Source organism: Nocardioides sp. NPDC054178 (assembly GCF_055585005.1).
Genome location: NZ_JBVJKY010000002.1, coordinates 640739 through 666184 on the forward strand (window position 1 = coordinate 640739; position 25446 = coordinate 666184).

Sequence of the window (25446 nt, forward strand, 5' to 3'; positions counted from 1 at the left end):
CGAGCTCAGAGGATCTCCCCCGGCGTGTAGGCAGCGGCCTCCGGGTGCGCGGCCGTGACGGCCTCCACGCGGCGTACGACCTCCTGGACCTGCGCGACGGCGGCACCGGTGAACTCGATCGGCGCCGCGACCAGCGAGGTGATCTGCTCCTCGGTCAGGCCGAGGCGGGGGTCGGCACCGAGCTTGGCGAAGACGTCGTTCTCGGCCTGCCCCTTGCGCATCGACAGCGCGGTGCCGACGGCGGCCTCCTTGATCGCCTCGTGCGCCTCCTCGCGGCCGACACCGTTGCGGACGGCGGCCATCAGCACCTTGGTGGTCGCCAGGAACGGCAGGTAGCGGTCGAGCTCGCGCTGGATCACGGCCGGGAAGGCGCCGAACTCGTCGAGCACGGTCAGGAAGGTCTGGAAGAGGCCGTCGGCGGCGAAGAACGCGTCCGGGAGCGCGACGCGGCGCACGACGGAGTCGGAGACGTCGCCCTCGTTCCACTGGTCGCCGGCCAGCTCGGAGATCATCGAGAGGTAGCCGCGCAGCACCACCGAGAGGCCGTTGACCCGCTCGGTGGAGCGCGAGTTCATCTTGTGAGGCATCGCGCTCGAGCCGACCTGGCCGTCCTTGAAGCCCTCGGTGACCAGCTCGTTGCCGGCCATCAGCCGGATCGTGGTGGAGAGGTTGGAGGGGCCGGAGACCAGCTGGACCAGCGCCGAGACGGCGTCGAAGTCGAGGGAGCGCGGGTAGACCTGGCCGACGCTGGTGAAGACGTTCTCGAAGCCGAGGTGGGTGGCGACCCGCTCCTCGAGCGCGGCCAGCTTGCCGGCGTCGCCGTCGAGCAGGTCGAGCATGTCCTGGGCGGTGCCCATCGGGCCCTTGATCCCGCGCAGCGGGTAGCGGGCGATGAGCTCCTCGACCCGCTGGAGACCGACCAGCATCTCGTCGGCGACGGTCGCGAACCGCTTGCCGAGCGTCGTCGCCTGCGCCGCGACGTTGTGGCTGCGGCCGGCCATGACCGTGGTCTCGTGCTCGGTCGCGAGCCGCGCCAGGCGCGCCAGCGTCGCGACGGCACGGTCGCGGATCAGCTTCAGCGAGGAGAGCACCTGGAGCTGCTCGACGTTCTCGGTGAGGTCTCGCGAGGTCATGCCCTTGTGGATGTGCTCGTGGCCGGCCAGCGCGGCGAACTCCTCGATCCGCGCCTTCACGTCGTGACGGGTCACCCGCTCCCGGGCCGCGATCGAGTCGAGGTCGACGCCGGCCTCACCCTGGGCGACCACCTTCTCGTACGCCTCCACGACCCCGTCGGGGACGTCGATGCCGAGATCCTTCTGAGCCTTGAGCACCGCGACCCAGAGCTGGCGCTCCAGCACGATCTTGTGCTCGGGACTCCAGATCCCGGCGAGGTCGGCCGCGGCATAGCGGTTGGCGAGAACGTTGGGCACCACAGTCACGGCGGACATTCTCCCATGTCCGATGCCCCGCCCCACTAACGTGGCGGTATGGCCCTGCGGATCCTCGCCAGCCGGCCCGACCCGGCGATCTACACCTTGCCCTGGTCACTCCCCCTGGAGGAGTGGCCGGATGACGTCGTCGTGCCGCTGACCCGCGGCCTGAGCCGCCATGTCGTACGCATCGTGCGGGTGCGCAACAACGTCTACGCGGTCAAGGAGACCCAGGCCGACATCGCGCGTCGCGAATACAACATGCTGCGCGAGCTGCAGCGCCTCGGCCTGCCGACCGTGGTCGCCAAGAGCGTCGTCACCGGTCGCAAGGACCACGACGGCAACGACCTCAACGCCGCGCTGATGACCGAGCACCTCACCTACTCGCTCCCCTACCGCGCCCTGTTCGAGCGGGGCCTGGCCGCCGACCGGCTGCCGAGCCTCATCGACGCCCTCGTCGTCCTGCTCGTCCGCCTCCACCTGGCCGGTTTCTACTGGGGCGACGTGTCGCTGTCGAACGTCCTGTTCGTGCGCGACGCGGCCGGGTTCGCCGCCTACCTGGTCGATGCCGAGACCGGCGAGCTCAAGCCGGAGCTCTCCGACCGGCTGCGGGAGTACGACCTCGACGTCGCCTACCAGAACATCTATGGCGAGCTGCTCGACCTGCAGGCGAGCGAGTCGCTGCCGGAGGCCTTCCCGATCGACGCGATCGTCGAGCGGCTGCAGAGCCGCTACGACGCGCTGTGGCGCGAGCTCACCGAGGAGCAGGTCTTCTCCGCCGAGGAGATGTGGCACATCGAGCAGCGCATCGAGCGCCTCCACGACCTCGGCTTCGATGTCGAGGAGCTCGACATCACCACCAGCGAGGACGGCGACACCGTCGCCCTACGACCGCGGGTGGTCGAGCTCGGCCATCACCGCCGCGAGCTGCGTACGCTGACCGGGCTCGACGTCCAGGACGCCCAGGCGCGGCGGATCCTCAACGACATCTCCGCCTTCCGCGCCACCCGCGAGCTCGGCGACCTGCCGATCGAGGTCGCCGCGAGCCGCTGGCTGCGCGAGGTCTACGAGCCCATCGTCGCCATGCGCCCGCCCGGCGCGGCGGCGAAGCTCACCCCGGCGCAGATGTTCCACGAGATCCTCGAGCACCGCTGGGTGCTCTCCCAGTTCGCCGGCGAGTGGGTCAAGCTCATCAACGCCGCCGAGTCCTACTACGAGGACGTCATCCAGCACCGCCCCGACGAGGCCGTCACCCCGCCCTCTGCCGAGCTGTGACCACACTCGGGTCCGCCACCTCGTCGCAGCATAAGGTAGGCCCGTGAGGATCCTCGTCGTTGGCACTGGTGGTCGTGAGCACGCGCTCGCTCTGAAGCTCTCCCAGGAGGGGAACGAGGTGTACGCCGCGCCCGGAAACCCCGGGATCGCGGAGTTCGCCACGCTCCGGGACGTGGACATCATGTCCGGTCCCGCGATCGCCTCGCTGGCGGGCGAGCTGGGTGTCGACCTGGTCATCGTCGGCCCGGAGGCACCGCTGGTGGCCGGGGTCGCCGACGCGGTCCGGGGCGCCGGGATCGCGGTCTTCGGGCCGTCGGAGGCAGCCGCGCAACTGGAGGGGTCGAAGGCGTTCTCCAAGGACGTGATGTCCGCGGCCGGCGTGCCGACCGCGGGCTCGCGCGTGGCGACCACGCCCGAGGAGGCGGCCGCCGCGCTGGACGAGTTCGGCGCTCCGTACGTCGTCAAGGACGATGCCCTGGCCGCAGGCAAGGGCGTCGTCGTGACGCGTGACCGGGCGGAGGCGCTGGCCCACGCCGCCGCGTGCGAGCGGGTCGTCATCGAGGAGTTCCTCGACGGTCCCGAGGTCTCGCTCTTCGCCATCTGCGACGGCACACGGGCCTACGCGCTCCAGCCGGCGCAGGACTTCAAGCGGATCTTCGACGGCGGCAAGGGCGGCAACACCGGCGGGATGGGTGCCTACTCACCGCTGCCGTGGGCGCAGCCGGACCTGGCCGAGGTCGTGCTGGCGACCGTCGTGGAGCCGACTCTGGTCGAGATGGAGAAGCGCGGCGCCCCGTTCGTCGGCTGCCTCTACGTCGGGCTCTCGCTGACCGCCAAGGGCCCGAAGGTGATCGAGTTCAACTGCCGCTTCGGTGACCCCGACATCCAGCCGGTCCTCGCGCTTCTGGAGTCCTCCCTCGGCGACCTGCTCCTCGCGGCGGCCACGGGTGCGCTGGACACCGTCGAGGCGCCGACCTTCTCCGACGGCGCGTCGGTGACCGTCGTCCTGGCCTCGGCCGGCTACCCCGAGTCCTCGTCCAAGGGCGACGTCATCACCGGCGCCGGCAACGCCAACTCGATCAACGACGTGGACGTGATCCACGCGGGCACCGCGATCGTCGACGCCTCCACGCCCGAGGAGCCCGACCACCGCCACCTGGTCACCGCGGGCGGCCGGGTGCTGGCGGTCCGCGCCACGGGCTACGACATCGATGACGCGCGCTCGCGGGCGTACGCCGCCGCCGACCTGGTCAGCTTCGACGGTCTCCAGCGGCGCTCCGACATCGCGGCCGAGCCGCTCGGAGTCGTCGAGGGCGCCTCGCTGCTGTGAGCTCGGGCGTAGTCTCCCGACCATGACCTGGATCGTGTTCGGTGTCGCCGTCGTCGTCGTGCTCGGCCTGATGATCGCCGCCTGCGACAAGGCCCTGCGCTCCTCGCGCCGCGGCGTCTCCTCCGGGCTCGGCGACGGCCTCGGCAGCTTCATCGACGTCTTCGACCCCGGCAACGCGCGCGCCGCGCGCGAGCTCGAGGATCAGGACAACATCGGTCACGTGATCCCCTCGCCCGACGGCGACGACCCGGCTCACGGGGTCGACCTGAAGGCCGGGCGGATCACGATCCGCCGCTAGCACCGCGCACGCCGCGGCGGCGACGCCGAGAGTGACCGACAGGCCCCTCTCGGCGTCGCGCCGTCAGGTGAGCGAGTTGATGATGACGGTCTCGTCGCGGGCCGGCCCGACGCCGATGACCGACATCGGGGCACCGGAGATCTCCTCGACGTACTTCACGTACGCCTGAGCGTTGGCCGGGAGGTCGGCGAACGAGCGCGCGCCCGAGATGTCTTCCTTCCAGCCCGGCAGGATCTCGAAGATCGGCTTGGCGTGGTGGAAGTCGGACTGGTTCACGGGCATCTCGTCGTGGCGGACACCGTCGACGTCGTACGCCACGCACACCGGGATCTCGTCGAGACCGCCGAGCACGTCGAGCTTGGTCAGGACGAAGTCGGTGACGCCGTTGACACGGGCGGCGTAGCGCGCGATCACAGCGTCGTACCAACCACAGCGGCGCGGGCGTCCGGTGGTCGTGCCGAACTCGTGGCCGTTCTCGCGCAGGTAGTCGCCCGACGCGTCGAAGAGCTCGGTCGGGAACGGTCCCTCGCCCACGCGGGTGGTGTAGGCCTTCACGATCGCGACGACGCGGTCGATCCGGGTCGGCGGGATCCCCGAGCCGGTGCAGGCGCCGCCGGAGGTGGCGTTGGAGGAGGTCACGAACGGGTAGGTGCCGTGGTCGACATCCAGCAGGGTCGCCTGGCCGCCCTCGAGCAGCACGGTCTCGCCCCGGTCGAGCGCCTGGTTGAGCAGCAGGCCGGTGTCACAGACCATCGGCGCGATCCGGTCCGCGTAGGACAGCAGGTCCTCGACGACCGCGTCGACGGTGAAGCCACGACGGTTGTAGACCTTGGAGAGCAGCTGGTTCTTCAGCTCCAGCGCGCCCTCGACCTTGCCGCGCAGGATCGACTCGTCGAAGAGGTCCTGGACGCGGATGCCGATGCGGTTGACCTTGTCGGCGTAGGTCGGGCCGATCCCCCGGCCGGTGGTGCCGATCTTGCGCGAGCCGAGGAAGCGCTCGGTGACCTTGTCGAGCTGGCGGTTGTAGTCGGCGATGACGTGGGCGCTGGCGGACAGCTTCAGCTGGGAGATGTCGACGCCACGCTCCTCCAGACCGGTCAGCTCCTCGAAGAGGACCGCGAGGTCGACGACGACGCCGTTGCCGATCACCGGCGTCACGCCGGCGGTCAGGATGCCGCTGGGCAGCAGGTGGAGGGCGTACTTCTCGCTCGTCCCGTCCTCCTGGCGGATGACGACGGTGTGACCGGCGTTGTTGCCGCCGTTGAACTTGACGACGTAGTCGACGTGCTCACCGAGCAGGTCGGTCGCCTTGCCCTTGCCTTCGTCGCCCCATTGGGCACCGATGATCGTGATCGCGGGCATGTGTGTCGCTCCTTCGCTCCGGACGGAGTCCCTCCGGGCGTGCCCGGCTGCTCAACGCACCAATATCTAGTGTGTGCTCGATCCACCTACAAATGCAGAAAACCCTGGCAAGACCAGGGCTCTTGCGACCACACGCTAGCAAATTCAGGCGCGTACGTCACAGCCAGGCTCGCCGTGCGGCCTCGACACCGGCCTCGAACCGTGACGTCGCACCGAGCTCCTCGAGCAGCTCGGCCACCCGTCGCCGGACCGTTCGGAGCGAGACTCCGAGCCTCCGGGCGATCTGCTCGTCCTGGGCTCCGCTGGCCAGCTCGGCGAGCAGCAGGCGGCGCTCGGCGTTGGGCAGGTCCTCGAGCTCGGCCGCAGGGAGGGCGCGGCGCCACAGCTCCTCGAAGTAGCTGGTCACCACCTCGACGATGCCCCGCTGGCGTACGTTGATGATCGGCTGCTCCACCGGGCCCAGCGGGTCGGGGAACATCGCGTGCGTGGTGCCGACCACCATCAGGTGGGTGGCGACGCGGGGCAGGATCCGGATCTCCTCACCGATCTCGACCCGCATCCGCAGCACGTCGGGCGAGTGCTTCAGGGCCGCCACCGGGTAGATGCCACGGCATCGGCGTCCCGACCTGATCGTGGACTCGATGACCGAGATGAACCGCATCTCCGAGGGATGCACGGTCACCGCGGGGCGCAGCCACATCATGTCGCCCGAGGTGGCCGAGACCAGCCGTTCGAAGGTCTCCGGGGTGAACTCGGCCGCGATCACCTCGCCCTCGATCGGGTGCTCCTCGCCGATCGAGGCCGGGAGCCGTGCGGCGGTGCCGGCGACGTACGGCACCGACTGGGAGATCTTGAGCAGGTGGTCGTGGGCGTCCTGCGCCCGGGTCGCGGCCCGCTCCAGCATGTGGGCGACCACCGCGGTCGGGCTGAGCACGGTCAACGTCTCGCCGATGGAGATGACACCGCTCTCGACCAGCGGAGCGGCCTCCTCCAGCAGCTCCTCCTCGGAGGAGGACAGCGTCGCGGCCACGACCACCAACGGCCACCCGTTGAGCGGGAGCAGGCGGCTGTAGAGCTGCGCCGCCCCCGGGTCGAACCCGAGCGCGGTCATCAGCGTCTGCGACCGGCCGTTCTCCATATCGGCACCTTAGTCGTGTGTCGGTTCATCAAGGTATGCAGGGAAACCGTCACATCCCGTGCGGAGTTCCGCGAGGGATGTGACGGTTCGGCTGCATACCTTGACGAACCGCCCGGCCCTCAGACCTCCGGCTTGAGCAGCGGGAAGAGGATCGTCTCGCGGATCCCGGCGCCGGTGAAGAGCATGATCGCCCGGTCCAGGCCGAGCCCGAGACCACCCATCGGCGGGGCGCCGTACTCCAGCGCCCGCAGGAAGTCCTCGTCGAGCTGCATCGCCTCGGCGTCGCCACCGGCGGCCAGGAGGGACTGCTGGGTGAGCACCTCGCGCTGGACGACCGGGTCGATCAGCTCGGTGAAGCCGGTGCCGCGCTCGACACCGCCGATGATCAGGTCCCAGGCGAGCACCTTGCCCGGCTCCTCGTCGTTGATCCGCGCCAGCGGCTGGGCGATCGCCGGGAAGTCGCACAGGAAGGTCGGCTGGATCAGGTGGGGTTCCACCAGCTCGCCGCACAGCTCCATGACGATCTTGTCCGCGCCCCAGGCCGGGTCGAGCTCGACGTCGTGCTTGTCGGCCAGCGCCTTGAGCGTGTCGACGTCGGTGTCGGGGGTGACCTCGACGCCGACGGCCTCGGAGACGCCCTCGTAGACCGGCAGCCACTTCCACTCGCCGTCGAGGTCGATGACACCCGCGTCGGTCTCGACCTGGCGCGAGCCGACCGCGTCGGCTGCGGCGAGGTACATCTGCCGCATCTCCTCGGCGATGGTGAACTGGTCACCGTAGGCCTGGTAGGCCTCGATCATCGTGAACTCGGGGCTGTGGGTGGAGTCGACGCCCTCATTGCGGAAGATCCGGCCGATCTCGTAGACCTTGTCGACGCCGCCGACGACGGCCTTCTTGAGGTTGAGCTCGAGCGCGATGCGCAGCGTCATCGGCTGGTCGAACGCGTTCATGTGGGTGTTGAACGGCCGCGCGTGCGCACCACCGTGGATGAGCTGCAGGACCGGCGTCTCGACCTCGAGGTAGCCGTCGTCCTCCAGACGGCGGCGGATCGCCTGGGTGATCTTCGCGCGCGTACGCACCATGTCGCGCGCCTCCTGACGCACGATCAGGTCGGCGTAGCGCTGCCGGACCCGGGCCTCCTCGGAGAGGTCCTTGTGGAGCACGGGCAGCGGACGCAGCGCCTTGGACGCCATCTCCCAGCTCGAGGCCATGATGGAGAGCTCGCCGCGCCGCGAGGAGATCACCCGGCCGGTGACGGCGACGTGGTCACCGAGGTCGACCAGGCTCTTCCACTCCGCGAGCGACTCCTCGCCCACCTCGGCGAGCGAGAGCATCACCTGGAGCCGGGTGCCGATGCCCTCCTGCAGGGTCGCGAACGCGAGCTTGCCGGTGTTGCGGACGAACATGACCCGACCGGCGACCGTGACCACGTCCTGGGTCTCCTCGCCGGCCTCGAGCTTGTCCTCGTAGGCCTCGCGCACCTCGGCGAGCGTGTGCGTGCGGCCGACCTCGATGGCGTACGCCTTCTTGCCCTCGGCCAGCAGGCGCTCGCGCTTCTCGCGCCGGACCAGCATCTGCTCGTTGAGGTCCGGTTCGGGCGCGTTGGTGGTCTGCTCAGTCACAGGGCAAGGCTAGGCGAAATCGCTGGTCCGACGCGATTCGGTATGGGGTTGGCGGAGGATCAGCCGAGAAGCGTGTCGTACGCCGTCGGGCTGCTGTCCCGCAGGAACTCGCTGCAGCGCTCCCACTCCTCGGTCTCGCCGATCGCCTTGGCCTGCTCGGCGAGGAGGGCGAGGCTGGTCAGGAACCCACGGTTGGGCTCGTGCTCCCACGGCACCGGGCCGTGGCCCTTCCAGCCGTTGCGGCGCAACATGTCGAGCGAGCGGTGGTAGCCGACGCGGGCGTAGGCGTAGATGGTCACGTCCTCGGCGCCGGCCTCCTTGGCGGCCGTCGCGAGCGCAGCCCAGGCCGCGGGCGAGGCCGGGTGGCGGCGGACGACCTCGGCGGGCTCGGTGCCGGCGGCCAGGTCGTCGGTCGCGGGGTCGGCGGGGAGGTGGGTCGGCGGCGGTCCGGCCATCAGGTCCTGGTGGGTCATGCCCACCATTGTGCCCGCAGCCACCCACCGTCTTACCCCGGGCAGTCCGATCGCGGAGATGTCGGCGAACAGGTGTTGACTGTGGCCATGACCCAGCCCGTGACACAGAGCACCGCAGCGCCGACGACCGAGCATCCGTGGCGGGCGCTGTTCGCGCTGTGCATCGGCTTCTTCATGCTGCTGGTCGACATGACGATCGTGACCGTCGCGACGCCGGACATCATGGCCGAGCTCGACGCGAGCGCCAACGCCGTGCTGTGGGTGACCAGCGCCTATCTGCTGACGTACGCCGTGCCGGTCCTGATCATGGGCAGGCTCGGTGACCGTTTCGGGCCCAAATGGGTCTACATCGCCGGCCTGGCGGTCTTCACGGCGTCGTCGCTGTGGTGCGGGCTCGCCGGCAGCATCGAGTCGCTGGTGGCGGCGCGGGCGGTGCAGGGTCTCGGCGCGGCGATGATGACGCCGCAGACGATGGCGACCATCACCCGGATCTTCCCGCCCGAGCGGCGTGGCTCGGCGATGGCGCTGTGGGGCGCGACCGCGGGCATCGCGACGCTCGTCGGCCCGCTCGCGGGCGGGGCGCTGGTCGCGGCCGGCGGCTGGGAGTGGATCTTCTTCGTCAACGTGCCGATCGGCATCGTCGCGATCGTCCTCAACTGGCTGATGGTCCCCGAGCTGGAGACCCACGCGCACGTCTTCGACTGGCTCGGCGTGGCACTCAGCGGCGTCGGGATGTTCTGTGTGGTCTTCGGCCTGCAGAACGGCGAGCAGCGGGGCTGGGACGCCCTCACCTGGGCGCTCGTCGTCGGAGGCGTCGCGATCATGGTGCTCTTCGTCTGGTGGCAGGCGCGCAACCGCAACGAGCCGTTGGTGCCGCTGTCCATCTTCAACGACCGCAACTTCTCGGTCTCCAGCCTGGCGATCTCCTGCATGGGCTTCGCCGCCGTCGCGCAGGGCTTCCCGCTGATGCTCTACGCCCAGCTCGTCCGCGGCTACACCGCGCTCGAGGCCTCGCTGCTGATGGTCCCGATGGCGCTCGTCTCCCTCCTCGCCGCGCCGCTGGTCGGCCGGCTGAGCGACCGGGTGCACCCTCGGCTGCTCACCGGCGTGGCCTTCTTCCTCTGCGCCACCTCGCTCTTCTGGCTCGCGGTGCCGATGACAGTCGACTCCCAGCTGTGGCAGCTGCTGGTGCCGATGGCCGTCTTCGGCCTCGGCTCGGCCGCCGTCTGGGCGCCCCTGGCGGCGACCGCGACCCGCAACGTGCCGATGCGGCTGGCCGGCGCGGGGGCCGGGGTCTACAACGCCACCCGCCTGGTCGGGTCGGTGATCGGCTCCGCCGCCGTCGCCGTGCTCATCGACCTCCGCCTCAACGCCCACGGCCTGGGCGGATCGCTGGCGGCCGGCCACGAGACCGCGGCGGGATCCTCGATCCCGCCCGCGGTGGCCACGGAGTTCGCCTCGGCGATGTCGGAGGTGATGCTGCTGCCGGCGGTCGCACTCACGGTCGGCTTCGTGGCGGTGCTCTTCTTCACCACCCCGCGCCACATGGCGAAGCCGTCAGCCTAGAGCGACGGAGAGCGGAAGCCCGCGGCACGGGATCATGTCGCGGGCGGTGGTGAGCGGGGCGCCGGTGGGCAGCTGCGGGTCGGCGGAGACGATCGCCTTGCCGTGGCCGTTGACCAGCGTCGCGCCGGCCTCACGCAAGCCGGGCAGCAGCATCGTCTCGAGCGTCTCGACCAGGGTGTCGGCTCCGGCGACGCCGACCATGCGGCCTCCGGCGTAGACCGGCATCGTCGTGGTCATGACGTACTCGTCGGTGCAGACGAAGTCGACGTACGGCCCGACGAGGGTCAGCTCTCCGGTGCGCTCCGGGCTGCGGTACCAGGGCTGGCGGGTGTAGTCGATCGCCTCTCCGGTGCCCGGCGCGTCGGCGTCACCGAGGAAGTCACGCTCCTCACCCTGCCACCAGACGAGGTAGAGCCGGCGGTCGCTGAGCACACCCGGAGCCACGACGAAGCCACCACCGACGAGATCGGGGTTGCGCAGGAACTCCAGCGAACCGGGCTCGAGCAGCTCCCGTAAGGAGGTGGTGGTGACCGGGCCCGCCTCGAAGAGAGCGGCCACCTCGCTGCGTACCCGTTCGAGCTCGGTCACGATCGGCCCGAAGTGCTGCTCGACCTGAGCCACACAGTCGATGGGAGTCATCGTCTCAGTCATCGTCGCACCGCCTCATGGATCTCGGCCAAGCGTTCGAGGGAGTGGGTGACGTGCTCACGTACGCTCTCCCGTGCCCTCACAGCATCTCCTGCCGCGAGGGCTTCGACAAGCTCCCGATGCCGGGTCGCCGCGGCCTCCCGGAAGCCCGGCTCGTTGAGCGGGATCCGGAGCAGCGCGCCGAAGTCGGCCTCCTGGCGGACCACCTCGCGAGTCATCCGGGCCGACTGGGTCAGCGCGGCCACCGAGAGGTAGAGCTCGCTGTCGGCGCTGCGCCAACGGGCCACGTCGCTGACGTTGAGCGGGATCAGCAGGTCGCGCAGGTCCTCGACCTCGTCAGGGTCCGTACGCTCCGCCGCGATCTCCGCACAGCCGGTGAGCACCACCAGGTAGACCGTGGCCCGGTCGCGCAGCTCGACCCGCGACATCGCGGCGAGCCTGTGCTCGACGAGGTCGCCGCTCTCCGGGGCACGTACGAACGAGCCGCCCCCACGCCCCCGGGTCGTCACCACCAGACCCTTGGCGCGCAGCGCGACCAACGCCTCGCGCGCGGTGACCGTCGCGACGCCGAGCATCTGGGCGAGCTCGGGCTCGCTCGGCAGCCGCTCGCCGTGCGCGAGCACGCCGGAGCGGATCGCCTCCGCGAGCCGGTTCTCGACGCGCGCCGCCCGGCCCTCGTCGCCGATCGGAGCGAAGATGGCCGCGCGAGCTCGGGAGGTCATCACACGCACGCCGAAATCCTAATGTATGGATCCAGATGATTCGGCCCCTCGATCTGTTCGAATCTGTTCGAATCGTGACAGGAAGTTCATGAATTTCGTCTTAACTATCTGGATCCATGGGCGTTTCTATGCCTAACCTGTGCGCACGACTGACGCAGACTTGGTGTCGGTCACCCAAGATCGTCGGATGTCCAGGGCTTGTGGGGGGCGCTGGGCATCCGACTCCTTGGTTTTCGGGCGTCTGTGCGGATGGATGCCGACCGAGTTACCTCGGTGAACAGTCTGCCGCCGCTCCTCCACACCTCCGACGCCCACATTCAGGTACGTTCCTCACGCGTGCGCTTGCGTGGGGAAGTCTTCGGTGCCGTGGGCGACCGCGCCGCGGCACCCCGACAACAGACAGGGCGGGGAGAGCCTCTCGGCTCTCCCCGCCCTGTTTCTCGGCGTGTGATCGGTTAGAACACCGCGGCCACGGCGCTCGTCACCGAGTCGACGATGTCGCCCAGCAGGCCACCCTCGTCCTCCTCGGCGGGAGCGTCCTCGGTCGCCTCCTCGGCAGGCTCCTCGGTCGTCGGCCGTGCGGCCGGGGACTCCGACTCGCTCGGCGTCGCCTCGGGCTCGGCCGGCTCCTCAGCAGGAGCCTCGGCGGCGTCGTCGCCACCCGGGAGGATGTCGTCCAGACCCGGCAGCAGCGGCGAGTCCTCCTCGGCCGGCTGCTCCTCGGCAGGAGCGTCCTCGGCCGGGGCCTCCGGCGACGCCGGCTTGTCGGCCGGAGCGTCGGACTTGTCCTCGTCCGCGGCGTTCGGGCGGAGTGCAGTGTTGCCCTTGAGCGGCTGCGGCTCGGTACCGTCGGAGTTCACTGTGAGCACCCGGCTGGGGGCCGACTCGTTGCCGTCACCGTCGATCGCCGTCACCGTGACCCGCGTGGTGTCCCACAGCAGGACACAGGTCGCGTCGAAGGTGGTCTCACCGGTGACCGTGCCACCGAAGCACAGTCCACCGTTGACGCTGATCCGGTAGTCGATCTCCGCGGCCGGCGTGACGCCGTCCTCATCCACCGACGGGTTCCAGGTCAGGGTGAAGCCGAGCGCACCCTCGCCGCTCGCGTCGAGACCGGTCGGGACCGTCGGCGCGATCTTCGTGGTCGTGCCCGAGACCCCGGCGGAGCGCCGGGACTCGTTGCCGGCACCGTCCACGGCCTGCACGGAGTACGTGTACTCCGTGCCGGCCTTCAGGCCGGTGTCCTCGAAGGACGTGTTGTTGCCGGCGGCGATGAGCTCGCCGTCGCGGTAGAGGTTGTAGGTGACGTCGCCGACGCCGCCGTCGTTGTCCTCGGACCTGGACCAGCTCACGTCCAGCGTGCTGTCGCTCGGGTCGCCCTCTTCGACGGTCAGGTCCTCAGGCACCTCAGGCGCCGTGACGTCCATGACGCAGTCGACCTCGTTGCTGTCCTCGGACTCGTTGCCGGCCTTGTCGGTCGCGGTGACCGAGAACCTGTAGGTCTCCCCTGCCCGAAGGTCGGGGAAGGTCGCCGAGGTCTTGTCGGTCTCACCCGGGTTGCCGGCGTTGGGACGCGACGTCACCGTGTAGTGGTCGATCCCGCTCTTGTCCTTGGCCTCCGACCAGTCGATGGTCGCGGAGGTGTTGCCGTTCACCACACAGGGGCTGACCGTGACCGCGTCAGGAGCCGTCTCATCGTCCTCGGGCTCGCCGGGGTTCTCCGGGTCCGGGTCCTCCGGGTCGGGGTCGGGGCAGAGCAGGCCGAAGGGAAGCAGGCAGTCGTCGTCCGGCGGCGTGGTCGGGTCGCCGTCACCCGGCGGGGTGGTCGGCGGCTCGGGCTCCTGGCACTGGGTCAGGTCCGGGCGGATCTCGCAGATGTCCACACCGGCGCCCGGCGGACGAGTGTCCTCGCAGGCGCTCGGGTCGAGCTCACAGGTGGGCGTGCTGCCCGGGGCACGTTGCCCGCGGGGATGAAGGTCACTCCGGTGTTGGCGGCCGGGACGATGTCGTCGTCGACGATCTCCGGCTCGTCGGACTCCTTCTCCGACGGCTTCTCGTCAGGCTCGAGCGTGTCCGGATCACTGGGGAGCGAAGACTCCCCGGTGGTCGGATCCTTCTCCGGCGAGCTCTGTGGATCACCGCTGTTCACGGTGCAAGAGAACAAGACGAGCAGCAGGATCAGAATGATCGCGCCTATGACGATCCCGCCGATTGTGCGGTTTCGCGCAGTGGTTTCCATACCGAGGATGTCCCTCCCAAGATCAACGCCGAGGGGACGGTCCGACTTGATTACCCGAGAGTCGCCGTCCAGCTAGGGGCATTGAATCGCTTTACCAATGACCGGCACAACGACATAAGCCCGAGTTTGCTATGCCGTGTGCCACAACGTTTTCCGAATCGGGACCATTGGCCTGTCCCCGGCGTGTCGATCAGCCGATGGAGTTGCCCGCAGAACCGAGATGCTGGGCACCCTCGACGACCCGAGTGGCCATACCGGCCTCAGCGAGCTTGCCCCACGCGCGAGGATCGTACTGCTTCTTGTTTCCGACCTCGCCGTCGACCTTGAGTACGCCGTCGTAGTGGGCGAGCATGTGGCCGGCGACCGGGCGGGTGAAGGCGTACTGGGTGTCGGTGTCGATGTTCATCTTGACCACGCCGTAGGACACCGCCTCGGCGATCTCCTCGGCGCTCGAGCCGGAGCCGCCGTGGAAGACGAGGTCGAAAGGCTTCGAGCCGGAGGGAAGGCCGAGCTTGGCGACGACCGCGTCCTGGGCGTCTCGCAGGATCGAGGGGCGGAGCTTGACGTTGCCCGGCTTGTAGACGCCGTGCACGTTGCCGAAGGTGAGCGCCGTCAGATAGCCCGAGGTGCCGAGTGCGTCGGCGGTCGCGATGGCGTCCTCGGGGGTCGAGTAGAGCTTGTCGTCGATCGCCCCGACGATGCCGTCCTCTTCGCCACCGACCACACCGACCTCGATCTCGAGCACGATGTGGGCGGCCTTGGCCGTGGCCAGCAGCTCCGAGGCGATCTGCAGGTTCTCCTCCAGCGGCACCGCGGACCCGTCCCACATGTGGCTCTGGAACAGCGGCGCCTCACCGCGCTGGACACGCTCGGCGGAGAGCTCGAGCAGAGGACGTACGAAACCGTCGAGCTTGTCCTTGGGGCAGTGGTCGGTGTGGAGCGCGATGTTGACGTCGTAGGACTTGGCGACCTCGGTCGCGTAGGCGGCGAAGGCCACCGAGCCGGTCACCATGTTCTTGACGGTGGGGCCGGAGAGGTACTCCGCGCCGCCCGTGGAGATCTGGATGATGCCGTCCGAGCCGGCCTCCGCGAAGCCGGCCAGTGCCGCGTTGAGCGTCTGCGACGAGGAGACGTTGATCGCGGGGAAGGCGAACCCCTTCTCCTTCGCGGTCGCGAGCATCTCGGCGTACTTCTCGGGGGTGGCGATGGGCATCTGGGGGTCTCCTTGAAGATCCGTTGTCGACCGGTGCGCTGGTGGCCAGCGTAATGCGCCCCCGTGCACCCGTTACCAACGCTCGGAGTTGGATCGATCAAGCAGGACAACGGATCTGCCACCAGATCCGTATCCAGGGGTGAGACTGACCTTGGAGGCAACATGGACTGGCAGGAAACCCTGGAACGGGCGATCCCCCAACCCCCGCCCACACACCCCGACCCGGCCGCGCTCGTGGCGGACGGGAAGAGGCTCGTACGCCGCCGGCGGCTCGCCGTGGTCGCCGGCACCGCCGCCGCGGTGGCCGCCGTGATCGGGATCGGCGCGGTCGTCGTCCCCTCGCGTGAGAGCGCCACCCCGGAACCGCCGATCGCGTCGCATTCGACCGATGAGGAGTGGCCGCCGCCGGCTGACATCCCATTGAGCGACCTCGCCCCCGTCGCGTACGACTTCGACACCGGCGAGACCACCTTCCAGGACGGTTGGACGGAGGTCGAGCGAGTCGAGGAGCCCACCGGTCTCAGCGACACGCTCGCGATCGCCGCGACCGACGGGCAGAAGACGATCTACGCCTACTTCCCGTACCCGTCCGACATCGCCTTCACCGACGCTTCCCGCACCACCAACGACTTCCAGACGTGGGCGCACAACATCTCCAACACCACGCCGGGCGCCTCCCTGAGATCCGACGGCGGGTTGGAGGCCAGCGGAGACGGCTGGAGGGTCGTCCGAAGGATCTCGAACCCACTCGGCTACGACGCGCCCTGGGGCTCGGCCGGGGTGGTCTTCGAGCGAGACGGCATCGAGCGGTGGGGTCTCGTCAGAGCGTGCCACACGCCAACCACCACCCTGAACGCTGAGGGTGGTTCCACCTATGCCATCCCCGGTCAGACCATCGAGGGCTGGCTGGCCGACATCGAGGGGTCGGATCGCACGGCCTATCGTCCGAATGACCGCTACCTCGAAGAAGCCGTCATCACCGACGCGGTCGAGTTCAGCGGCTCGACGATCGTCCCCACCGAGGACGGGGTGAAGGTCCTCGAACAGGTCGCCGACCCGGACATCAACGAATCCTTCACCGCCGAGACGTCGCAGACCGCAGCCGCCCGGATCACGGTCGACGGCAAGGAGCAGTACGTCCTGGTCCAGGAGAAGGAGAGCGCCACGCGGACGAAGGACGTCTCGTGGGCTTTCGCCTACACCCTGCTCCCGGCGCCGTACGCCGAGGACCGAGGTCCGTTCTCGCTCGACGAGTTCGCCGAGATCGTTCGGCGAAACAACGGTCCTAAAGGGCCGTGGGCATGAGCGCGCACGACGAGGCTTTCACCGCGTTCGTCGCGGCCCGGCGGCCGCACCTGGTGCGGGTGGCGTACGCGCTGTGCGGAGACTGGCACCGGGCGGACGACCTGGTGCAGACGTCGCTGGTGAAGCTCTATGCGGCCTGGCGGCGGGTGGAGCCCGGGTCGGAGGAGGCGTACGTCCGGACGATCCTGGTCCGCGCCCACATCGACCAGACCCGGCGGCCGTGGTGGAAGCGGGAGCGGTCGGGCGACCTGCCCGAGCGGTCCGGTCCGGCGGACCAGGTCGAGGAGCGGTCCGAGCTGTTCGAGGCGCTCCAGGCGCTGCCCGAGATGCAGCGCAAGGTGGTCGTCCTGCGCCACTGGCTGCAGCTGTCGGTCGCCGAGACCGCGCGCGAGCTGCGGATCAGCGAGGGGACCGTGAAGAGTCACTCCTCCCGCGGCCTGACCGCGCTGCGTACCTGCCTGGAGTCGGGGGACGCCTCCCGGACCTAGGGATGGAGCAAGAACGGTCGGGCGGGCATGCCCCTGACGCACCTAGCGTCGGGGGCATGCCCAAGGTCACCTACTTCACCGCGACATCGCTGGACGGCTACATCGCCGATGAGAACAACTCGCTGGACTGGCTCTTCGAGACGCCGCACGGGGACGACGAGACGTCCTGGGAGCGGCTGATGGCGGAGTCGGCGGCGCTGGTGATGGGCGGGACGACGTACCGCTGGATGATCGAGCACGACCCGGAGATGCTGACCGGGCCGGAGAAGTGGCGGGAGTACTACGACGAGCGGCCGGTGTGGGTGTTCACGCACGCGACCGACCTGCCGGAGGTGCAGGGCACGCAGGTGCACTTCGTGCAGGGCGAGGTGAGGCCCGTCTACGACGAGATCGCGGCCACGGTCGACGGCGGCATCTGGCTCGTGGGCGGCGGGGACCTGGTCGGCCAGTTCGACGACGCCGGCCTGCTCGACGAGGTGGTCGCGGGGATCTGCCCGGTCACCCTCGGTGCCGGAGCGCCACTGCTCCCCCGCCGCATCACCAGCAAGAGGATGAGCGTCATCGACGTGCTGCAGACCGGCGAGCAGGTGCAGATCCGCTACCGGGTCGCGAGGCCTTGAAAGAGCCCCCGCTGCCGCCCGGCCCCGAGGCCACGCACCCACGAAGTGGGGCACATCCGGGCGACCCGGGAGTTAACTTTAGCGGGTCGTGTTTCCGTGGGTGACACCGGGTCGTAACCCGGTTACAACCACCCGAATTGACTATGCCCCGCCAGGCATCTCGCTGCAAGGATTCAGCGGCCACATCCCACCCATTCGAAAGCACGATCATGTCTCGACTTCGTGCCGGCGCGCTCGCGCCTGCGCAGAAGCCCATGACGGCCGCCCTCATCCTCGGGCTCGTCATCGGCGTCTTCTCCCTCATCGGACTCACCGCCACCAAGGCCGACGCGGCGGTGCCGCCCAAGCCCACGGTCGGCACCTGCTATAACTACGGCTGGACGGCCTACGGCTCCTGGTCCCAGACCGGCAAGAAGGTCTCGTGCAGCGCGGCCCACACCGCGAAGACCATCGCTCTGGGCACCCTGGTCTCGGGTACGACCCGCACCGAGGCCTCGCTCACCCGCGAAGCCAACTACTCCCACATGGTCAAGACGTGCGCGCGCGCGCTCAGCAAGAAGCTTGGTAGCACCGCCTCGAAGCGGAACCAGTCGGCGTACACGACCGCGTTCTACGTGCCCACCCCCGAGCAGTTCAAGGCCGGCCAGCGCTGGTTCCGCTGCGACGTCGTCCTCCCCGGCAAGGACTCGCTGAAGAACCTGCCGACCAACCGAGCAAAGTTCCTCGAGGGCATCGCGCTGACCCAGCGCACCCGCGGCTGCATGAGCGCGAAGTTCGCCGGGCCGTACTCCTGCCTGAGCGGGCACACCTACAAGTCGATCTCGGCCTTCAAGAAGTCCGGTACGACCTACCCGAGCACGACCTCCATCCAGAACGCCGTCGCGAAGAACTGCCCGGCCAGGACGAGGGCCTACAGCATCACGAGCAAGTACGAGTGGCAGACCGGCGACCACACGGTCGTCTGCTACGAGCGGAACACCAACTGACCCGCTGACTCCAGCTGCTCCACCGATCCCCCGGGCCGTGCGCCCGGGGGATCGTTCGTCTCTCAGCCGCGCCAGGCCTCGTCCGAGCCCAGATCGGCGTGCTGGACGACCCAGGAGTGCATCGCGATCGCCGCGGCCGCCGAGGCGTTGATGGACCGCGTCGAGCCGAACTGAGCGATCGAGAAGGTGCCGTCGACGCTCTCGCGGGCCTGCTCGGACAGGCCGGGGCCTTCCTGCCCGAACAGGAAGCAGACCGACTTCGGCAGCTCCATCGTCTCCAGGTGGAGGGAGCCGGGCAGGTTGTCGATGCCGAGGAGGCGTACGCCTCGTTCATGGAGGTACGCCGCGAGCGCGGGCACGTCCGGGTGGTGATGGACGTGCTGGTAGCGGTCGGTGACCATCGCGCCGCGGCGGTTCCAGCGGCGGTTGCCGACGATGTGCACCTCGGCGGCGAGGAAGGCGTTGGCGGTGCGGACGATGGTGCCGATGTTGAAGTCGTGCTGCCAGTTCTCGATGGCGACGTGGAAGCCGTGGCGGCGCTGGTCGAGGTCGGCGACGATCGCCTCCAGCGTCCAGTAACGGTAACGGTCGACCACGTTGCGGCGGTCACCGTTGGCCAGCAGGTCCGGGTCCCAGTGCTCCCCCTCGGGCCACTCTCCTTGCCACGGGCCCAGCCCGACCTCGGGCTGCCCATGGGGCATCGGGTCGTACGGCGCTCTGGATTCAGCCTCGGACGGTCGTGTCTCGTTCATCGCCGAGTCAGAATATTCGACAACAAGAGTTGTTACCTATGGGTACCGTAGGGGCCGTGACAGGTGCGGGGAATTTTGCGCCGATGTTGGCCGGTTTGGAATGGATGAGTCCGGACTTTCTGCTGGCCACTTTCGGCGAGCCGCTCTTCTGGATCAGCCTGATCATCATCTTCATCGAGTGCGGTCTCTTCTTCCCGTTCCTCCCCGGCGACAGCCTGTTGATCGCGCTCGGAATCTTCATCGCGACCGGCAAGATCGACCTCTTTCCCGGCCCTCCCGGTGTCGAGATCGTGATCGCGATGCTCTTCTTCGTCGCGGCGGCGTTCGCCGGCAACGTGACCGGCTATGAGATCGGCCGAAAGATCGGCCCGCGGCTCTATGAACGCGACGGCCGGTTCATCAAAAAGAGGCATTTCGACCAGACCCGGGAATTCTTCGACAAGCACGGCAACAAGGCGTTGGTGATCGGCAGATTCATCGCCTTCGTACGCACCTACGTCACCGTCGTCGCCGGAGTCACCCACATGGACCGGCGACGGTTCTACTTCTGGAGCCTGGTCGGCGGCGTGCTGTGGGTGCTCGTGGTGACGTTGTTCGGCTTCTTCGTCGGCTCCCGCTGGCCCTGGCTGGCCGACAACATCGACTACCTGATCCTGCTGCTCTTCGCGCTCGCCTTCGTGCCCGCGATGGTGGAGTGGTGGCGCCGGCGGCGTACGGCGTCGCGGCTGGCCGCCGACCTCGACCACGACGGTCACCCCGATCGCGACATCCTCGGCCTGGCCGTGCCGCCGCGCGCTCCGGCCGACGACGACGCGGACCGCCGGGCCGACCGCCGGGCCGACCACTAACGCGTCAGCTCTCCGCGGGCGAGACGTTCCAGTGCCTCCTCGATCACCTCGCGCTGCTTGGTGAAGGTCCACCTGACCAGCTGCTTGCCGGCATCCGTGTCGTAGAACCCCTGCAGCGGGATGGCCACGACGCCGGCCCGCTCGGGCAGCGCCCGGCAGAACTCGAGCCCGTCCTGCCACCCGAGGTCGCTGATGTCGGAGACGGCGAAGTAGGTGCCCTCCGGGATCGTCACGTCCAGGCCGATCTGCCTCAGTCCGTCGCAGAGCAGGTCGCGCCTGTGCTGCAGGTCGAGCGCCAGCTCCTTCGGCCAGTGGTCGAGATGCTCGAGCGCGTACGCAGCGGCGGGCTGCAGCGGCGCACCGGAGGTGAACGTCAGCCACTGCTTGGCGCCCAGCAGCGCCTGGACCAGGTGCTCGGGGCCGGTCGCCCAGCCGACCTTCCAGCCGGTGAAGGAGTAGGACTTGCCGATGCTCGACAGCGTCAGGGTGCGCTCGCGCATCCCGGGGAACGTGGCGATCGGGAGGTGCGGGGTGTGGTCGAAGGTGAGGTGCTCGTAGACCTCGTCCGAGACGACCGTCAGGTCGTGGTCACGCGCGAAGGCGGCGACCGTCTCCAGCTCCTCGCGGGTGAGCACGGTGCCGGTCGGGTTGTGCGGGGAGTTGAGGAGGAGCACCGTGGTCTTCGCCGAGACCGCCGCCTCGAGGGCTTCGCGCGGCAGTCTCCCACCGGGTGCGTCCGGGTCCAGGCTGAGCGTCACCGGGCGACGTACGCCGCCGGCGAACTGCACCATGGCGGGGTAGCTGTCGTAGTAGGGCTCGACGAGGATCACCTCGTCGCCGGGGTCGACGAGGGCGAGGATCGCCGCCGCGATGCCCTCGGTGGCGCCGGTGGTCACCGCGACCTCGCGGGCGGGGTCGAAGGTGAGGCTGTAGTGGCGCTGCTGGTGGGCCGCGACGGCCTCCCGGAGCGCGGGGATACCGGGGCCGGGGGCGTACTGGTTCCGGCCGCTCTCCAGGGCGCTGACGGCCTCCTTGATGATCTCGGCGGGGCCGTCCACGTCGGGGAAGCCCTGGCCGAGGTTGACCGCGCCGGTGGCGACGGCCAGCGCCGACATCTCGGAGAAGATCGTCGGCGGGATGCCGTGAAGTCGTCGCGCGGTGGTCGTTCGCTGGCGCTCGCTCATGCCACTTAGGCTAGGGGGCGTGACCACGGACCAGAGCCTTGCTGCTGACATCGACGCCACCTGCCGCCTGCACGGGGAGTTCACGCTCCGCTCGGGGCAGGTCAGCGACACGTACTTCGACAAGTACCTCTTCGAGGCGGACCCGGCGCTCCTGGACCGTGTCGCAGCGCGCATGGTCGAGCTGCTGCCGGAGGGCACCGAGCTGCTCGGCGGCCTCGAGCTCGGCGGCATCCCGATCGTGACCATGGTGTCGGCCAAGACCGGCATCCCGGCGATCTTCATCCGGAAGAAGGCGAAGGAGTACGGCACCGCCAAGCTGGCCGAGGGACCCTCCTTCGACGGCAAGCGCGTGACCCTGATCGAGGACGTGATCACCTCCGGTGGTGCCGTGCGCGACGCGGTCAACGCGCTCCGTCCGCTTGGTGCGATCGTGGACACTGTCGTGTGTGCGATCGACCGGTCGCCCGAGCCCGGCGAGTCGCTGCGTGACGTCTCCCTGGAGATCCGATCCGTGCTGACCCGGGCCGAGCTGGACGCGGTCAGCGCAGCCTCCTAGGCTTCGGCCGCCCGGCCCACCCACACACTTCGAAGAGAGCCTCATGATCCTCACCGCCGCCCAGACCGAGGAGCTCACCGGCGTCGCCGGCTGGGCGGTCGACCTGATGGACAAGCTCGGCCCGGTGGGTGCGGGGCTCGGCATCGCGCTGGAGAACCTCTTCCCGCCGCTGCCCTCGGAGATCATCCTGCCGCTGGCCGGCTTCACCGCCGCCCAGGGCCGGTTCACCATCGCCGAGGCACTGATCTGGACCACCCTCGGCTCGGTCGTCGGCGCGCTCGCGCTCTACCTGATCGGTGCCGCCATCGGCCGCGAGCGGGTCTACTGGATCGGCGAGAAGCTCCCGCTGGTCAAGACCTCCGACCTGGAGAAGACCGAGGCGTTCTTCGAGAAGTACGGCGCCTGGACGGTCTTCTTCGGCCGGTTCATCCCGATCTTCCGGTCGCTGATCTCGGTGCCCGCCGGCGTCACCCGGATGCCGATCTGGAAGTTCCTGATCCTCACCACCGTCGGCTCGGCGATCTGGAACACCATCTTCGTCGTCGCCGGCTACCAGCTCGGCGACAACTGGGAAAAGGTCGAGCCGATCGTCGGCCGCTTCCAGAACATCGTCATCGTGGTCGTGGCCGTGGCCGTCGTGGCCTGGATCGGCCTGCGCGTCTACAAGATCGTCCGCGGCTCCGAGAACGGCGCCAAGGACGACTCGCTCGTCCCCTGAGCCCGGCTAGAACCGCTGGTGGGTCGGCGGTGTCGTGCCCGGCGGTGGCGTGCCCGGCGCCGCCGGGGGCTGCAGCGGGTCGGCGGGCGTACGCCGGGCGAACCAGGTGCCTGCTCTGCCGGCGTACAGCATCACCAGCGCGGAGATGATCAGCGCCGGATAGAGCACCGTGAGGAGCGAGAGCAGCGCGGCGATGGAGCCGACGACGGTCAGCAGGATCCGGGCCACCCTGGAGCGGAACAGCACCATGATCCCGAGCGGGAACGCGATCAGGCTGAGCACGCCGCAGACGGCGAACCAGATCACCATCACCAGCGTCACGCCCTTGTCGGAGGACGCCGGGTCGTTGTAGTCGGCGATCCCCGCGGGCACCATGAACACCGAGACCAGCAGGGCGATCACCGACCCCACGATCGTCATGACCGACGCCGCGACCACCGTCCCCGGCCGGGTGTCGGGATCCGGCTGCGGATAGTAAGGACGAAGGTACGCCGGGGGCTGCTGCCCCATCGCGTACTGGCCGTAGGCCGGCGGCGCCTGGCCCCATCCCTGGGGCTGCGTCGGCGGCGCCTGCTGTGCCGGCGGTGTCGGCTGCGGGGAGGCGTACGGCGTCGGGGGCGGCGGCTCCTGCCCCTGGAACGGCGGCTCGCCGCCATAGGGGTTGTCGAAGGAGCCGTACTGATCTGACATGCCGCGGAGCCTATCCGGCCGCGAGGGTCAGCTGCCGCGCTTTATGGCCGCCGGCCTCAGCCACGGAACCACGCGGCGACCTCGGGACGCAGCAGGAACGAGAAGGTCGCGACCGCCGCGCCGAAGAGGACCACCGCCGGCGGGAAGGCGAGGGCGAAGAGGAGCAGCGAGAGCGCCGAGGTGCCTGCCGCGATCATCAGCGCGACCCGGGCCCAGGAGTGGCGGCGGATCGCGAAGGCGGCGAACACCCCGGCGGCGACACAGACGAGCGTCACCAGCACGGCCATGATCCAGGCCGAGGCGACGATGACGTCGGTGGTGTAGAGCCCCGCCACCTCGCGCATCGCCGGGTCGCTCTCCGCCTGCTTGCGCACCTGGTCGAGGATCAGGTCGGGGTTGGCGGTCGCCGTCACCGCCGAGGCGAGCATCATCAGCGCGGTGAGCCCGGAGCCGATCCAGGTGAGCACGGCCGCTGCCATCACGGCGCCCGGCCGGCGCTTGGGCGCCGCCTTGGCGGGCTGGGCGACCGCGCCGGTCCACGGCGGCGGCTGCTGCGCCGAGAGCCGAGCCGGTCCGGAGGTCGGGCCGGTCGGGCTGATCTCGGTGGTCGTTGCGGTCGGGGCCTGCGGCGGAGCCGGCGCGACGTACGACTGCTGGTCGGGGTCGCCGTTCTCGAGCGCCTCCCGCTTGGCCGGCGCGACGCCGTCGAACCAGTCGCGGGTGGGCGACATCCACAGAAGTACGACGGCCACCGCGGCCAGCGTGGACCAGAAGCCTCCACCGAACATCCCGGCGAAGAAGAGCGGCGCAGCGATGACCGTGAGCGCGAGCCGGGCCTGCTTGCTGCGCTGCAGCACGTGCCAGCCGAGGATCACCGCCGCGGCTGCCATGGCGCCGGTCACCAGCGCCATCACGTGCATGAGGTCGAGGATGTTGTCGAGGCCGATCCCCGAGCCGGCCAGCGGCGGCTCGGCCAGCACCTCCTCCACCCGCTCCCGGGTGTCCAGGCTGCGCAGCCCGGCGATCTGGTCCCAGGCCGTCACCACGGTGAGCAGTGAGCCGAGCACGATGAGCCACCCGGCGAGGGTGGCCTGACCGGGGCGAGGAAGCTTCGTTTCAGACATGTCGGGAATCATTTTCTCATCCCTGCCAACCCCGCCCGCCGAGAGGTCGCCCCCGCCGGCCGAGAAGTCAGCCGCGCCGGCCGAGAAGTCACCGGCGTCGGGCGAGTGGGCACGGCGATGACGCCTCGGCCGACGCACCTGACGCCTCGGCCGACCGGGGCGCCTACTCGGAGCGAACGAGGCGGAGGCGGTCGAACGCCTTGGGCGCGGTGAGAGCCGGAAGGGCCTCGGCGATCTCCTTCGCGCACGCGGCCGGGGTCGCGGTGGTGGAGTCGACGCGGAGGTCGTACGCACCGTGGGCATAGACCTGGGTCTGCGACCGGGCGAGGCCCACCGGACGGTCCCCGCGCGCCGCCTCGCGCCGCTCGAGCTCCTCCGGCGAGCACCAGACCTCGACGAGAGTGACGTCGTAGCCGTCGAGCACCTCGAGCAGGTCTTCGAGGCGCCAGGGCTCGCTCAGCGGGTAGTCCATGATCACGTCGTTGCCGACCGAGGCCAGGGCCGCGACCGCGCGGTGGTAGCCCAGCCGGGTACGCCGCAGCATCTCGGCGATCTCCGCGTCGTCGAGCTCCCGCGTGTGCACCGTCGACCGCATCCCGCTGATCCCGTCGACCGGCACCAGGAACCACGGGTCCTCGAGCAGAGGCAGGAGCTCCCGCCCGATGCTGCTCTTGCCCGAGCTCGACGCCCCGTTGAGCAGGATGATCCGACCAGTCCGCATGCACGGAGGCTACTGGCCACCCGCTCGCCGAGGCGTCACGTACGTCGGGCGCGGGGGGGGGGCGGGGGCCCCCCCGCCCCCGGGGGGGGCGCCCCCGGCGCCCCGGCGGGCGCCCCCGGGCCCGGCCTACACCCGCGG

Annotated in this window: 26 protein-coding genes; 11 read left to right on the forward strand and 15 right to left on the reverse strand. The window is 69.6% G+C overall.

Features of this window, described 5'->3' with window-relative positions; translation table 11 throughout:
* Positions 1 to 5: 5 nt before the first annotated feature.
* Positions 6 to 1433, reverse strand: a complete 1428-nt coding sequence (purB, locus tag ACZ6WN_RS09825; RefSeq protein ID WP_465864964.1) for an adenylosuccinate lyase — start codon at positions 1431 to 1433, stop codon at positions 6 to 8.
* A 54-nt stretch (positions 1434 to 1487) separates the two neighbouring features.
* On the opposite strand from purB, the gene ACZ6WN_RS09830 reads away from it, so the two are divergent.
* From ACZ6WN_RS09830 to ACZ6WN_RS09840, 3 genes are read left to right on the forward strand one after another with little or no spacing between them, the layout of a single operon-like run.
* A complete protein-coding gene (locus ACZ6WN_RS09830; RefSeq protein ID WP_465864421.1) occupies positions 1488 to 2705 on the forward strand; it encodes a DUF4032 domain-containing protein in 1218 nt (405 codons plus the stop codon).
* Positions 2706 to 2748: 43 nt separating this feature from the next.
* Positions 2749 to 4035: a phosphoribosylamine--glycine ligase gene (gene purD, locus ACZ6WN_RS09835; RefSeq protein WP_465864423.1), complete on the forward strand. Its 1287-nt coding sequence runs from the start codon at positions 2749 to 2751 to the stop codon at positions 4033 to 4035.
* Positions 4036 to 4057: 22 nt separating this feature from the next.
* Positions 4058 to 4333, forward strand: a complete 276-nt coding sequence (locus ACZ6WN_RS09840; protein WP_465864424.1) for a hypothetical protein — start codon at positions 4058 to 4060, stop codon at positions 4331 to 4333.
* Between the two features lie 63 nt (positions 4334 to 4396).
* Here the strand turns inward: ACZ6WN_RS09840 and ACZ6WN_RS09845 are convergent, their stop codons facing one another.
* The 4 genes from ACZ6WN_RS09845 to ACZ6WN_RS09860 form a co-directional block, all read right to left on the reverse strand.
* Complete coding sequence (locus ACZ6WN_RS09845; RefSeq protein ID WP_465864426.1) at positions 4397 to 5695, reverse strand: adenylosuccinate synthase; 1299 nt, start codon at positions 5693 to 5695, stop codon at positions 4397 to 4399.
* Positions 5696 to 5852: 157 nt separating this feature from the next.
* Positions 5853 to 6833 carry a helix-turn-helix transcriptional regulator gene (locus ACZ6WN_RS09850; RefSeq protein ID WP_465864427.1) on the reverse strand — a complete coding sequence of 327 codons (981 nt, stop codon included), beginning with the start codon at positions 6831 to 6833 and terminating at the stop codon, positions 5853 to 5855.
* Positions 6834 to 6952: 119 nt separating this feature from the next.
* Positions 6953 to 8455: a lysine--tRNA ligase gene (lysS, locus tag ACZ6WN_RS09855; RefSeq protein WP_465864429.1), complete on the reverse strand. Its 1503-nt coding sequence runs from the start codon at positions 8453 to 8455 to the stop codon at positions 6953 to 6955.
* 59 nt (positions 8456 to 8514) lie between these two features.
* Positions 8515 to 8928 carry a DUF3151 domain-containing protein gene (locus tag ACZ6WN_RS09860; RefSeq protein ID WP_465864431.1) on the reverse strand — a complete coding sequence of 138 codons (414 nt, stop codon included), beginning with the start codon at positions 8926 to 8928 and terminating at the stop codon, positions 8515 to 8517.
* Positions 8929 to 9015: 87 nt separating this feature from the next.
* Between ACZ6WN_RS09860 and ACZ6WN_RS09865 the strand changes: the two genes are divergently transcribed.
* Positions 9016 to 10494 (forward strand): DHA2 family efflux MFS transporter permease subunit, encoded by a 1479-nt coding sequence (locus ACZ6WN_RS09865; RefSeq protein WP_465864433.1) that lies wholly within the window; start codon positions 9016 to 9018, stop codon positions 10492 to 10494.
* Here ACZ6WN_RS09865 and ACZ6WN_RS09870 read toward each other — a convergent pair.
* The 5 genes from ACZ6WN_RS09870 to fbaA all read right to left on the reverse strand — a co-directional run bounded on the left by ACZ6WN_RS09870 (position 10486) and on the right by fbaA (position 15316).
* Positions 10486 to 11145 (reverse strand): cache domain-containing protein, encoded by a 660-nt coding sequence (locus ACZ6WN_RS09870; RefSeq protein WP_465864435.1) that lies wholly within the window; start codon positions 11143 to 11145, stop codon positions 10486 to 10488. The genes ACZ6WN_RS09865 and ACZ6WN_RS09870 overlap by 9 nt on opposite strands.
* A complete protein-coding gene (locus ACZ6WN_RS09875) occupies positions 11142 to 11864 on the reverse strand; it encodes a FadR/GntR family transcriptional regulator (protein WP_465864965.1) in 723 nt (240 codons plus the stop codon). The genes ACZ6WN_RS09870 and ACZ6WN_RS09875 overlap by 4 nt, the downstream gene beginning before the upstream one ends.
* A gap of 455 nt (positions 11865 to 12319) precedes the next feature.
* The gene (locus tag ACZ6WN_RS09880; RefSeq protein WP_465864437.1) at positions 12320 to 13747 is read right to left on the reverse strand and encodes a fibronectin type III domain-containing protein; all 1428 of its coding nucleotides are present in this window, start codon (positions 13745 to 13747) and stop codon (positions 12320 to 12322) included.
* Positions 13717 to 14103 (reverse strand): hypothetical protein, encoded by a 387-nt coding sequence (locus ACZ6WN_RS09885; RefSeq protein ID WP_465864439.1) that lies wholly within the window; start codon positions 14101 to 14103, stop codon positions 13717 to 13719. Before ACZ6WN_RS09885 ends, ACZ6WN_RS09880 begins: the two co-directional genes overlap by 31 nt.
* A 190-nt stretch (positions 14104 to 14293) precedes the next feature.
* The gene (gene fbaA, locus ACZ6WN_RS09890; protein WP_465864441.1) at positions 14294 to 15316 is read right to left on the reverse strand and encodes a class II fructose-bisphosphate aldolase; all 1023 of its coding nucleotides are present in this window, start codon (positions 15314 to 15316) and stop codon (positions 14294 to 14296) included.
* 162 nt (positions 15317 to 15478) lie between these two features.
* Between fbaA and ACZ6WN_RS09895 the strand changes: the two genes are divergently transcribed.
* The 4 genes from ACZ6WN_RS09895 (at position 15479) to ACZ6WN_RS09910 (ending at position 18715) form a co-directional block, all read left to right on the forward strand.
* Positions 15479 to 16621, forward strand: coding sequence for a hypothetical protein (locus tag ACZ6WN_RS09895; protein ID WP_465864442.1), 1143 nt, complete (start codon positions 15479 to 15481; stop codon positions 16619 to 16621).
* Positions 16618 to 17109, forward strand: a complete 492-nt coding sequence (locus ACZ6WN_RS09900) for a SigE family RNA polymerase sigma factor (protein WP_465864444.1) — start codon at positions 16618 to 16620, stop codon at positions 17107 to 17109. Before ACZ6WN_RS09895 ends, ACZ6WN_RS09900 begins: the two co-directional genes overlap by 4 nt.
* Before the next feature lie 56 nt (positions 17110 to 17165).
* Positions 17166 to 17729, forward strand: coding sequence for a dihydrofolate reductase family protein (locus tag ACZ6WN_RS09905; protein ID WP_465864445.1), 564 nt, complete (start codon positions 17166 to 17168; stop codon positions 17727 to 17729).
* A 209-nt stretch (positions 17730 to 17938) separates the two neighbouring features.
* Positions 17939 to 18715 (forward strand): septum formation family protein, encoded by a 777-nt coding sequence (locus ACZ6WN_RS09910; protein WP_465864446.1) that lies wholly within the window; start codon positions 17939 to 17941, stop codon positions 18713 to 18715.
* A gap of 62 nt (positions 18716 to 18777) precedes the next feature.
* Here ACZ6WN_RS09910 and ACZ6WN_RS09915 read toward each other — a convergent pair whose 3' ends face one another.
* Entirely contained in the window at positions 18778 to 19467 is a 690-nt protein-coding gene (locus ACZ6WN_RS09915; protein WP_465864448.1) for a TrmH family RNA methyltransferase, read from the reverse strand.
* A 104-nt stretch (positions 19468 to 19571) separates the two neighbouring features.
* Between ACZ6WN_RS09915 and ACZ6WN_RS09920 the strand changes: the two genes are divergently transcribed.
* Positions 19572 to 20315 (forward strand): DedA family protein, encoded by a 744-nt coding sequence (locus ACZ6WN_RS09920; protein ID WP_465864450.1) that lies wholly within the window; start codon positions 19572 to 19574, stop codon positions 20313 to 20315.
* Here the strand turns inward: ACZ6WN_RS09920 and ACZ6WN_RS09925 are convergent.
* The gene (locus ACZ6WN_RS09925) at positions 20312 to 21499 is read right to left on the reverse strand and encodes an aminotransferase class I/II-fold pyridoxal phosphate-dependent enzyme (protein ID WP_465864451.1); all 1188 of its coding nucleotides are present in this window, start codon (positions 21497 to 21499) and stop codon (positions 20312 to 20314) included. The two genes, ACZ6WN_RS09920 and ACZ6WN_RS09925, sit on opposite strands and share 4 nt — an antisense overlap.
* Before the next feature lie 19 nt (positions 21500 to 21518).
* Between ACZ6WN_RS09925 and pyrE the strand changes: the two genes are divergently transcribed.
* Positions 21519 to 22055 (forward strand): orotate phosphoribosyltransferase, encoded by a 537-nt coding sequence (pyrE, locus tag ACZ6WN_RS09930; protein ID WP_465864453.1) that lies wholly within the window; start codon positions 21519 to 21521, stop codon positions 22053 to 22055.
* 43 nt (positions 22056 to 22098) lie between these two features.
* The gene (locus ACZ6WN_RS09935) at positions 22099 to 22773 is read left to right on the forward strand and encodes a DedA family protein (RefSeq protein WP_465864455.1); all 675 of its coding nucleotides are present in this window, start codon (positions 22099 to 22101) and stop codon (positions 22771 to 22773) included.
* A gap of 6 nt (positions 22774 to 22779) precedes the next feature.
* Here the strand turns inward: ACZ6WN_RS09935 and ACZ6WN_RS09940 are convergent, their stop codons facing one another.
* The 3 genes from ACZ6WN_RS09940 to ACZ6WN_RS09950 all read right to left on the reverse strand — a co-directional run bounded on the left by ACZ6WN_RS09940 (position 22780) and on the right by ACZ6WN_RS09950 (position 25308).
* A complete protein-coding gene (locus ACZ6WN_RS09940; protein ID WP_465864457.1) occupies positions 22780 to 23463 on the reverse strand; it encodes a hypothetical protein in 684 nt (227 codons plus the stop codon).
* A gap of 56 nt (positions 23464 to 23519) precedes the next feature.
* On the reverse strand, positions 23520 to 24587 hold the full coding sequence (locus ACZ6WN_RS09945) for a hypothetical protein (protein ID WP_465864459.1): 1068 nt from the start codon (positions 24585 to 24587) through the stop codon (positions 23520 to 23522).
* A 163-nt stretch (positions 24588 to 24750) separates the two neighbouring features.
* Positions 24751 to 25308 carry a chloramphenicol phosphotransferase CPT family protein gene (locus tag ACZ6WN_RS09950; RefSeq protein WP_465864461.1) on the reverse strand — a complete coding sequence of 186 codons (558 nt, stop codon included), beginning with the start codon at positions 25306 to 25308 and terminating at the stop codon, positions 24751 to 24753.
* Positions 25309 to 25446: the final 138 nt, after the last annotated feature.